The sequence below is a fragment of the Aeromonas aquatilis genome (genome assembly GCF_054052405.1).
The window spans coordinates 96369-107720 of record NZ_JBSTYP010000006.1; the positions used below are offsets into that span (position 1 = coordinate 96369).

Below are 11352 nucleotides of genomic sequence, written 5' to 3' on the forward strand. Positions count from 1 at the left end.
CTATGGATTCTCCGTTCAAAACCATCGCCCTGATTGGCAAACCCCACCATGAGGGGGCCAACCAGACGCTGACCGGCCTGCATCAATACCTGACCGCCCGCGGCTTTCGGGTACTGGTGGAGAGCCGGGTCGCCCAGACCCTGAGCATCCTCGATGAACACGTGATGGATCTGGTGCAACTGGGCCAGCAAGCCGATCTTGCCATCGTGGTCGGCGGTGACGGCAACATGCTGGGGGCGGCGCGGGTGCTGTCGCGCTTCGATGTGGCGGTGATCGGGGTCAACCGGGGCAACCTCGGCTTTCTGACCGATCTCTCGCCACAAGATTACCTGCTGCCGCTGGAGCAGGTGCTCTCCGGTCACTACAAGAGCGAACACCGCTTCCTGCTGGAAGCCTCGGTCTATCGCCACGGCGAGCGCAAATCGAGCAATCTGGCGGTGAATGAAGCAGTGCTGCACCCGGGCAAGATCGCTCACATGATCGAGTTTGAGGTCTATATCGATGGCAGCTTTATGTATAGCCAGCGCTCGGACGGCATCATCGTCGCCACCCCGACCGGCTCCACCGCCTACTCCCTGTCAGCGGGCGGCGCCATCCTCACCCCCAAACTCAACGCCATCACGCTGGTACCCATGTTCCCGCACACCCTGAGCAGTCGCCCCATCGTGCTCGATGCCGACAGCGAAGTACGGCTGCTGGTCTCGCCGGACAATCAGGACGATGCCATGCAGGTGAGCTGTGACGGCCAGGTGACGCTGGCGGTCCACCCGGGGGACGAGATACTCATCAAGAAGAGCCATCATCAGCTTCATCTGGTTCACCCACTCGACTACAGCTACTTCCACGTGCTGCGCAACAAGCTCGGCTGGGGCAGCAAGCTGTTTTAATCGTCGCTGACCGACAACGGCATTGCCAGAGAGGGCGCCTGAATTGGCGCCCTTCTCTTTTCTGTCGTGGCAACGTCCCCTGCACTCTCATATCCGTACCGCGTCCCAATAGTCAGTACCGCATTTTCATAGCCATACCGCACTGGCGCGGCTTTCCTTTGTTAAAAATGACGGTGCCCTCTTTACTGTATATAAGACCAGTATATACTGGATGCATACACAGTAATGTTGACCTATACAGGATGAGACCATGCTGACCCAGCTGACCGTCAACAACTTCGCCATCGTCAAGTTTCTCGAACTCGATCTGCAACCGGGCATGACCTGCATCACAGGTGAGACCGGTGCCGGTAAATCCATCGCCATCGACGCCCTCGGTCTCTGCCTCGGAGAGCGGGCCGAAGCCGGCATGGTGCGACCCGATAGCGACAAAAGCGAGGTCAGCGCCCGCTTCCTGCTGGACAACAACCCGGCCGCCCGCGCCTGGCTCGCTACCAACGAGCTGGAAAACGAAGGTGAGTGTATCGTCAGGCGAGTCATCTCAGCCGAGGGGCGCTCACGCAGCTATATCAACGGCGTGCCCGTCCCCCTCACCCAGCTCAAGAATCTGGGCCAGCTGCTGGTCAACGTACACGGTCAGCATGCCCACCAGATGCTGCTCAAACCGGACTACCAGCTCGCTCTGCTCGATGGCTATGCCGGTCACCATCTGCTGCTCGACGAGGTGCGCCAGCACTATCAGCAGTGGCGCCAACTGCAAAACGAACTGAACCGGCTCAAGGCCGAGCAGCAGCAGCGGGAAGCGCGCCGTCAGCTTATCGAGTACCAGGTGCAGGAGCTGGACGAATTTGCCCTGCAACCGGGGGAGTTCGAAGAGATCGAGGAAGAGCACCAGCGTCTCGCCAACGGCACAGAACTGATGCAAGAGTGCGGGGCTTGCCTCGACCTGCTCTATGACAACGAAGAGACCACTATCGCAGGGCTGCTGCAATCGGCCGTCGATCGGGCCGAGGGGTTGGTCAGCATGGACAGCCGCCTCACCCCGGTACTGGAGATGCTGAACGAAGCGCTGATCGGGGTGCAGGAGAGCCACAGCGAACTGCGCAGCTACCTCGATCGGCTGGAGCTGGATCCCGAACGTTTCAACGAGCTGGAGGCCCGCCTCTCCAAGGCGATCAATCTGGCCCGCAAGCACCATGTCAAACCGGCAGATCTGGCTCAGTACCATCAGGAGCTGGCCTCGGATCTCGCTCGCCTCAACTCCGATGAGGAGCGGTTAGAGGGGATGGAAGATGAGCTGGCCGATGCCCGTCAAGCTTTTGTGCAGGCCGCCGAAGCCCTGAGCCAGAGTCGCCAGCGTTACGCCCAGGAGCTGGGCGCCAAGGTAACCTGCAGCATGCACGAACTGGCGATGCCCGATGGCCGCTTTGCCATCGAGGTGCGCCCCGATGCCCAGAGCAGCCTCTCTCCGCTAGGTATAGATCGGGTGGAGTTTATGGTCACCACCAACCCGGGCCAACCGATCCAGCCGCTTGGCAAGGTGGCCTCCGGCGGTGAGCTGTCGCGCATCAGCCTCGCCATCGTGGTGATCAGCGCCCGCAAGATCTCCACTCCGACCCTGATTTTCGATGAGGTGGATGTGGGGATCAGCGGCCCGACTGCCGCTGTGGTAGGTCGCCTGCTACGCCAGCTCGGGGAGTCCACTCAGGTGATGGTGGTCACTCACTTGCCTCAGGTGGCTGGCAACGGCCACCAGCATATGGTGGTGAGCAAGCATACCGATGGCAAAACCACCGAAACCCAAATGAGTAACCTTGATGAGACAGCCCGTCTCAACGAGCTGGCACGCCTGCTCGGTGGCGACCAGATCACCGACAACACATTGGCCAATGCCCGCGAGCTGCTGCGTCGCTGAATCAGGCAATAAAGCCCACTTGCAGCGATGGCGACTGATAACGCTGACAGAACATGCTGACTGCGCAGGCAAGAACGAGTGCCATAGCCTGCGCAGTCAGCAATAGCCAATAGCCAATAGCCAATAGCCAATAGCCAATAGCCAATAGCCAACTGTGATAACTGAACTCGCGTCAGGATTACCGACCCAGATCAATAAAATAGCGAGTTAGGCGAAGCTGGCAGCAACATGGACGTGGATCCGGTTGCCTTCATGTAGCGGATTTCGCATAGTGTTGCCCCCCTTTATGGGTATCCAATTGTGAGGCTTTGTCTATGATCCACGTTTTTGGTCACAAGAATCCTGATAGCGACAGTATCTGCAGTGCGCTGGTTATCACCGACTGGCTCAATGGCCAGGGCCGTCAGGCCACCCCATGGCGTCTGGGTGACCTGCGCACCGAAACCCGTTTTATTCTGGAGCAGGCTGGCGTCAGCGAACCCGAGTTGCTGACCAAAGATCTGACCGGTGAAGATGTCTGGCTGGTGGATTTCAGTGATCTGGAACAGGGTCCTGCCACACTGGCACAAGCCAATGTACTGGGTCTGGTGGATCACCACCGTCTCGGTACCCTGGTCACCCAGTCTCCGCTGGATGCCTGGATCCGTGCCGTCGGCTGCACCTGCACCATCGCCTTCGATCTGCTGAGCCAGCAAGGCACTGTGACCCGCAGCCAGGCTCGCCTGATGCTGGGCGCCATCATGAGCGACACCCTCTGTCTCACCTCGCCCACCACCACCGAGCAGGACAAGATCGCTTGTGAGCGTCTGGCACCGCTGGCCGAAGTATCGCTGGCCGAATTCGGCCAACAGCTGCTGATGGCGAAAACCGACCTGAGCGGCCTGACTCCAGCTCAACTGCTGCAGCAGGATGAGAAGGCATTCCAAGCCGAAGGGTTGAACTTCATCATGAGCCAGATCGAAGTGGGCAGCGAACAGCAACTGGCCGAGCACCTGCCAGCCCTGCAGCAGGAGATGGCCCAGCGCGTGGCGAGCGAAGGGCTCGACTTCTTCGTGTTGATGGTGACTGACCTGACTGCGGCTGCCAGCCGTATCTACTTTACCGAGCACGCCAAAGTACCGGCAGAGTCCAGCTACCACCCGGGCTTTGTCAGCCGCAAGAAGCAGGGTCTGCCCTGGGTGATGGATCTGCTGGCCAAGGCCTGATCTTCCCTCGCCATCACCTATTCCAAAGCCCTGCCTCTGCGCAGGGCTTTTTCATCGCCACCGCCAGCGGCACTCCCTATCCGCTTGCTGACCATCTTGCTCACCACTGCGGTCTCTCGCTTACTCCTTTCACGGCTTATTGACAGTTAACGCCATAACTTTGCTTACATATTTGCGGCTGTTATTTATCAGGGCTTTGCTGCAGGATAATCGCCGCGCACAACCTTTTCCGTTTCCATTCAGGTGATCGATGAACATGACCCCCAAGCAGAGAACCCTGGCCATCACCATGCTGATCGCCGTGGTGCTCCTCGGCTGGCTGCTCTGGCCCAGTCAACCACCCAAGGCGATGCTGACCGCTCAGGTGACCCGCGAGGATATCGCCCAAACCGTGCTGGCCAGTGGTGTGCTGCAGGCCGTAGAGCAGGTGGATGTGGGGGCTCAGGTCTCCGGTCAGGTTACCAAGCTGGCCGTCGAGGCCGGAGATCAGGTCAAGCAGGGAGACCTGCTGGCCGAGATCGATCCCCTGATTGCCCAGAACAACCTCAAGACGGCCGAGGCGGAACTTGCCAGCAACCGCGCCCAGCTCAAGATCAAGCAGGCACAACTAAAACAGAACGAGCTCGCCTGGCGGCGCCAGCAGCAGATGTTCAAGCAGGAGGCAAGCTCACGGGCCGATCTGGAAAGTGCCGAGGCCCTGCTGGCGGTCACCCGCGCCGAACTGCAAAATAGCCAGGCCAATATCGACAACGCCCTGATCAAGGTTGATCGGGCCAAGACTGAGCTGGGCTACACCAAGATCCTGGCGCCGATGGATGGCACCGTCATCAGCATTGTGACCCGTCAGGGCCAGACCCTGGCTGCCAGCCAGACGGTTCCGACCGTGCTCAAGCTGGCCAACCTCGAGACTATGACGGTCAAGGCGCAGATCTCCGAAGCAGATGTCACCAAGGTCAAAGCCGGCATGCCGGTCTACTTCACCCTGATCGGCGATCCGGATACCCGCTATCAGGGTACGCTTCGCGCCGTGGAGTTAGCGCCCACCAACATCAACGATCAGGCCACCACAGGTACCACCACCAGCAATGCGGCTGTCTACTACTACGCCCTGTTCGATGTACCCAATCCCGCTCATACCCTGCGGGTCGCAATGACCACCCAGGTGACCATAGTGCTAGGCGAGCGCAAGCAGGTGCTCACTGTGCCGCAAACCGCCCTCGGCAAGTCGCTGGGTGACAACGAGTATGAAGCCACCGTGATCAAGGAAGATGAGACGACCGAAACCCGTCATATCAAGACAGGTATGAAGGACGAGATCCGCATTGAGGTGATCAGCGGGCTGAGTGAGAAGGAGGAGGTGCAGCTCAATCACGGAGCCCCCACCGACAATGATGAGATGGCGGTGATGCTATGAGTGAGCCCCTGAACCAGCTGCCGTTGATCCAGCTGAAAGGGGTCGAGCGACGCTACCAGAGCGGCGACAGCGAAGTCACCGTGCTCCACCCTCTTGATCTCACCATCTCGGCAGGAGAGATGATCGCCATTGTCGGCGCATCCGGCTCTGGCAAATCGACCCTGATGAACCTGCTGGGCTGCCTGGATAGCCCGAGCGGCGGTCAGTATCTGTTTCGCGGTCAGGACACAGCCAGCATGGATGCGTTGGCGCTGGCCCGGCTGCGCTGCCACCACTTCGGTTTTATCTTTCAGCGCTACCACCTGCTGCCCCATCTCGATGCCGCCGCCAACGTGGAGATCCCCGCCGTCTATGCCGGCACCAGTCGCCCGGATCGCCAGGCGCGCGCGCGTCAGCTGCTGGGCAGACTGGGGCTGGCCGATCGCAGCCACCATACCCCGGGCCAGCTCTCCGGCGGTCAGCAGCAGCGGGTCAGTATCGCCCGGGCGCTGGCCAATGGCGGCGAAGTGATCCTCGCCGATGAACCGACCGGCGCACTGGATAGCCAGAGCGGCAAGGAGGTGATGGCGATCCTCAAGGAGCTGCACGCTCAGGGCCACACCATCATTCTGGTCACCCACGATATGAACGTGGCCAGCCATGCCGACCGGATCATCACTCTCAAAGATGGTCGGATTGAACAAGATAGCGGCCCCTGCCAAACGGCCGTGTTGGCTCCAGCCACCGCCACAACCCCTCAAAAAATAGTGCCCACTAAAGGTGCCATGGGCCACGACTGGGATCGCTATCGGGAAGCGGGACGGATGGCGATCCATGCCATGCTAGCCCACCGGATGCGCACCTTTCTCACCATGCTCGGCATCATCATCGGCATCGCCGCCGTAGTGAGCGTGGTCGCCCTTGGTCAAGGGGCTCGCGCCAAGGTGATCGACCAGATCAATGCGATGGGCACCAACACCATCGAAATCTTCCCGGGCAAGGGATGGGGCGATGAGAAGATGGCCAGCATCCAGACCCTCAACAAGGGGGATCTCGATGCCCTGTTGGGGCAACCCTATCTTGCGGGCGCCAGCCCCGAGATTGGCAGCTCCGGCCAGTTGCGATATCGCAACAAGACCAACAGCGGCAATGTGACCGGGGTTGGTAACGACTATTTCAAGGTGAAGGGGATGACGCTGGTCAGTGGTCGCTTACTGGAGTGGCAAGATATCCAGCAGCGTGCCGCCGTTGCCGTAGTTGACAAGAAGAGCATCACCAGCCTGCTTGGCAAAGAAGAACCGGTCGGCAAGGTGGTACTGGTCGGCACCTTGCCGGTGAGGATTGTCGGTGTGGTTTCGCAGGAGACCGGCTTCGGCCCCACCAGCCAGTCGGTCAATATCTGGCTGCCCTACAGCGCGGTGATGAGTCGCCTCATCTCGCAGCACCACTTCAGCCAGATCACCATCCGGGTCAAAGACGGGGTACAACCGGCACTTGCCGAGCAGGCAGTGATCGAGCTGATCACCAAGCGCCACGGGGTGAAGGATTTCTTCACCTTCAGCAGCGACAGCATCATCAAATCGGTGGAGAAAACCACCGCCACCATGACCCTGATGGTCTCGGCCATTGCGGTGATCTCGCTGATCGTCGGCGGGGTGGGCGTGATGAACATCATGCTGGTGTCGGTGGTGGAGCGCACCCGCGAGATCGGCATTCGCATGGCCGTGGGTGCCCGCCAGTCAGATATTTTGCAGCAATTCCTGATTGAAGCTGTGATGGTGAGCCTGCTGGGGGGGATCTTCGGCGTCGGCCTCTCGCTCGGTATTGGCGCGCTCTTTTCACTGCTGGTGGACTCCATCAAGATGCAGTTCTCGCTCTTCTCCATCCTGATGGCCTTTGGCTGCTCGTCACTCATCGGGATCCTGTTTGGTTACTTGCCGGCACGCAATGCGGCGCGGCTCGACCCTGTTGTCGCACTGGCGAGGGAATAACAATGCACAAACTCTCCTGGCTGGCTCTCTGCATGGCCCTCAGCGGCTGCAGTCAGCACAGCACCTATCAAAGACCCGAACTGGCGATCGCCCCCACATGGCAACAGGCAGAGGGCTCCCAACTGGCTGCGCAGGCAGGCCCCTGGTGGCGGGAATTTCATGATCCCCAGCTCGACAAACTGGTCGACGCGGTACTGGTCGCCAACCCGGACATGCGTGTGGCGGCCCTCAAGCTCAAAAGCGCCAGACTGGGCGCCGAGCAGGCCGATACCAACCTCACCCCCTCGGTCAATGGCACTATCGCAGCCAGTGGCAACAAGGATCTGAAAACCGGCAAAGACACCAACAGTCTGGGTCCCTCGCTGAGCCTCAGTTACGAAGTGGATTTGTGGGGCAAGCTTGCCTCGGTGCAAGATCAGGCAAGCTGGGAGGCGGCGGCAAGCGAGCAGGATCTCGCCAGCACCCGACTCCTGCTGATCGGCAATACTCTGGAGCAATATTGGCAGCTCGGCTATCTCGGCTCTGCCATCGCACTCGGAGAACAGCAGCTGGCCAACCTGACCCGAACCAAGCAGCTGACCCAAACCAAATACCAGGCAGGCGCCATCACCCGACTCGATCTGGCGCAGGCACGCCAGCAACTGGCAGGCAAGCAGGCTGAGCTGGCCTCCCTCAAAGCGCAGCAGGAACAGGCTCGCAATGCCCTGCGTCTGTTGCTGGGCCGCAGCAGCGGGCCGCTGGAGTATGCACCCGCTTCCCTTGCAAAGCAGGCCATTCCTGAACTTGCAGTGGGTATTCCGGCCGATGTGCTGGCCCGCCGCCCCGATGTCAAAGCGGCCGAATTGCGGCTGCGCAAGACGCTGGCTAAAGGGGATGAGATCCGCACCAGCTTCTACCCCAGCCTGACCCTAACCGGCAGTGCCAGCACCGCATCCGATAGATTGGCGCAGGTGCTGCAAAATCCGGTAGGTACGCTGGGAGCCAGCCTCGCCCTCCCCTTCCTTGAATACAACCGCACCCAGCTCGCCATCGAAAGCTCAGAGCTGGATTACCAGATTGCTGAAACCGAGTTTCGCAAACAGCTCTACACCGCACTGGTGGAGGTGGAAGACAATCTGGCCGCACGCCACTATGGCCAGCAGCGACTCGATTATCTGCAGGAGCAGCTGAGTTATGCCCGGGAGGCCGAACGACTGGCCAAGGCACGCTTCCAGGCGGGTGCGACCGGCGTGCAAGCCTGGCTCGATGAGCAGAACCGACTGTGGGATGCCCAGCAGAGCCTGTTGGCCCAGCAAAAAGAGCAGCTCACCACCACTGCCAAAATCTATCGCGCCCTGGGTGGCAGCGATAGCGTGGCGCCCCGATAACGCTTCACCCGGCCATTCCCCGCTCAGCCGGCAGAGTGGGGAATGCCATCGCAATGGACCGCACAGCCCCCCCTCGCCCACACGGCAACCGAACTCCATTGCCCATCATCAGGGGCTGTTACGGCAGCCCATCCAATTACATGCATCGGCGACCCTGAATATGCATATTCCGGCCGATCATGAACACCGATTCCCGGCGTTTTTCAAGGTAGTTGTCGCTTTTTATGCAGCCCGGCGTTCATTTTCCGGATTGAGCGCCACCATACTTACTGGTGTCCAGTTCCTTGTTTTACCAGACCAGCGTTCAGGATGCTGGCATCGTGCGGCTTCATAGACTGCTTCCCGTTGTTTAAGCAGAGGCTTATCCAAACCCTGGTGCCTTTGTTCTGGTGTGACAAACTTAATCCCACTATGACGATGTTGGGTGTTGTACCAGCGTATGAAGTTGTGTACCCATGCCCGTGCTTTGCTTATATCGCTAAAGCCATCGGCAGGCCATGCAGGGCAATATTTCAGTGTTCGGAACAGCGACTCCGAGTAGGGGTTATCATTGCTGACCCGGGGTCTACTGAATGACGAGCAGACACCCAGTTCATACATTTTGGCCAGCATGGTGAAGCTCTTCATCGGAGCCCCGTTATCTGAGTGTAAAATTAATCCGCTATTCCGGCAGTTTTCCATGATGACGGCCCGCTGTAACAAGGCTGCTGCATATTTACCGCGCTCGACCTCCCTCACTTCCGCTGCCACAATTTTACGACTATATACGTCCATGAGCATGTATAGATAATACCGCTCCCCTTTGATCTCTCCTGGCAAATGGGTGATGTCCCAAGACCAGACTTGGTTCGGACCATGTGCTGTATAGCTGGTCGGACGGCTATAAGTACCACGGGGTTTCCCACCGGCTCTGTGGTGCAATTGATCTTCTGCCTTCAGGAGCCGATAGAATGTTGCTTCCGAAGCAAGGTATATGCCCCTGTCAGCAAGCATGGGGACGATCCTCGACGGAGGCAAAGACGCGTACTCAGCCTCAGAGCATACTTGTAGTACCTGTGTTCGCTCATGTTCTGTCAGCTTATTGGCTGGCACTGGCCGTCTGGCTAATGGTCTTCCATCCGGTTTTAGCCTGCCGTCGCAGAACCATCGCTGAAAGGTCCTGTGTGTGATTCCAGCAACTCGGCAGGCCTGCGCATAGCGAGCCCCGTGGTCTACCGCTTCCTCTATCAGCGCAATTATCCGTTGCCTCTCCAGGTAAGAGGTCAGTCGTCCTCTTCGTTGTCCCGGAGGGCTGACAACTTTTCCTGAAGTACCAGCAGTGCAGCCAATTCGGCTAGCGCCTTGTCTTTTCGACGTAGCTCTTTTTCAAGCGCTCGGATGCGGGCTTTCTCTGAACGAACAGCACGCTGTTCATTAACCAATTGGCGATGTTTAGGCTGATTGGCCGCCAGGCAATTGTGCTTCCATGCCACAAGATGCTCAGGGTACAGACCATGTTTCCGACAATACTCAGCCAGCTCATGTTCAGACAATGCGGCCGTTTCAAGCAGGATCGTAAAAATTTGCTCTGTAGAATGCTCCGAGTCGGGTTCGATTTTTCGGATGATCAGCCCCTCTAGTTCCAGTTGTTTTCGCCAGCCATGAACAGTTGCAATGCCAACACCAATATCATCAGCAACCTGTCTGAGGCTCCAGTTATAGGGTGGCATCATATGCATGATGGCTCTCTCCCTAAGCTCAGGCGCAATCCTGTGATTAACCATTTTACAGCTCCAGCCCCCAGTGAAAAAATCAGGCGACAACTACCCTGCCACTGGGGGTTCCGGCTCAACCTGAACACTTTGCCCCTCCTTTCCGGAAACAGTGTTCAACATCCCGGAATCACTGTTCACATTCACCGGAATCATCCTTAACGCATTGATTTAACAACCTTTGATACGCTCTCCCTTTTGCCAGGGAAGAGCCTATGTCTGCCAAGAGGATTGCAATGCGTAAAATTCGTGAAGTGCTGCGACTGCGGCTGGAGGCTCAGCTCTCTTTTCGCCAGATCAGTATCTGTACCAAGGTCAGTGTCGGCTCCATCCAGAAACTCCTCAAAAGTGCCCAGGCGCTCGGCCTGACCTGGCCCCTGCCCACCGAGCTTGATGATGGCCGACTGGCTGCCCTGTTTTATCCGCAGGCCGATACCACCATATCGGCCCGCCATGTCGTGCCGGATTGGCCCTCTGTCCATCAGGAGCTCAAGCGCAAGGGGGTCTCCAAACAACTGCTCTGGGAAGAGTACACCCAGCGCTATCCCAACAGCTGTTACAGCTACTCCCAGTTCTGCGACCGTTACAAGTCCTGGAGTCAGTTGCAAAAGCGCTCCATGCGCCAGATCCATAAGGCGGGGGAAAAGCTCTTTATCGACTACTGCGGGCCCACGGTGCCCACCGTGTCGCCGACCACGGGTGAGGTCCGTCAGGCACAAGTCTTTGTCGCCGTGCTCGGTGCGTCCAACTACTGAGGTGTCCTGACAAGATCGGACAGTCCCGGATCAAGCAGCCTGAGCAGTTCTCCAATACCTCTTGTTAAACTCCGCCGGGCTGACATTG

Annotated in this window: 7 protein-coding genes and 1 pseudogene; 7 read left to right on the plus strand and 1 reads right to left on the minus strand. The window is 58.7% G+C overall.

Features of this window, described 5'->3' with window-relative positions:
• The first annotated feature begins 2 nt into the window (after positions 1 to 2).
• From nadK to ACW5W8_RS03760, 6 genes are all read left to right on the plus strand, one after another.
• Positions 3 to 887 carry an NAD(+) kinase gene (gene nadK / locus ACW5W8_RS03735; protein WP_498626468.1) on the plus strand — a complete coding sequence of 295 codons (885 nt, stop codon included), beginning with the start codon at positions 3 to 5 and terminating at the stop codon, positions 885 to 887.
• A gap of 250 nt (positions 888 to 1137) precedes the next feature.
• Complete coding sequence (gene recN / locus ACW5W8_RS03740; protein ID WP_421332608.1) at positions 1138 to 2802, plus strand: DNA repair protein RecN; 1665 nt, start codon at positions 1138 to 1140, stop codon at positions 2800 to 2802.
• A gap of 314 nt (positions 2803 to 3116) precedes the next feature.
• The gene (locus ACW5W8_RS03745) at positions 3117 to 4007 is read left to right on the plus strand and encodes a manganese-dependent inorganic pyrophosphatase (RefSeq protein ID WP_040065992.1); all 891 of its coding nucleotides are present in this window, start codon (positions 3117 to 3119) and stop codon (positions 4005 to 4007) included.
• 250 nt (positions 4008 to 4257) lie between these two features.
• Positions 4258 to 5421, plus strand: a complete 1164-nt coding sequence (locus tag ACW5W8_RS03750) for an efflux RND transporter periplasmic adaptor subunit (protein ID WP_498626469.1) — start codon at positions 4258 to 4260, stop codon at positions 5419 to 5421.
• Positions 5418 to 7391, plus strand: coding sequence for a MacB family efflux pump subunit (locus tag ACW5W8_RS03755; protein ID WP_498626470.1), 1974 nt, complete (start codon positions 5418 to 5420; stop codon positions 7389 to 7391). Before ACW5W8_RS03750 ends, ACW5W8_RS03755 begins: the two co-directional genes overlap by 4 nt.
• A gap of 2 nt (positions 7392 to 7393) precedes the next feature.
• Positions 7394 to 8758: an efflux transporter outer membrane subunit gene (locus tag ACW5W8_RS03760; RefSeq protein ID WP_498626471.1), complete on the plus strand. Its 1365-nt coding sequence runs from the start codon at positions 7394 to 7396 to the stop codon at positions 8756 to 8758.
• A 222-nt stretch (positions 8759 to 8980) separates the two neighbouring features.
• Here ACW5W8_RS03760 and ACW5W8_RS03765 read toward each other — a convergent pair.
• Positions 8981 to 10470, minus strand: a protein-coding gene (locus ACW5W8_RS03765; protein ID WP_498626473.1) for an IS3-like element ISAs9 family transposase whose coding sequence is annotated in 2 segments (ribosomal slippage) — positions 8981 to 10056 and positions 10056 to 10470 — 1491 coding nt in all. Because the reading frame shifts where the segments join, the coding sequence is not laid out codon by codon here.
• 254 nt (positions 10471 to 10724) lie between these two features.
• Here ACW5W8_RS03765 and ACW5W8_RS03770 point away from each other — a divergent pair.
• Positions 10725 to 11261, plus strand: a pseudogene (locus ACW5W8_RS03770) (IS21 family transposase); the annotation flags it as partial.
• Positions 11262 to 11352: the final 91 nt, after the last annotated feature.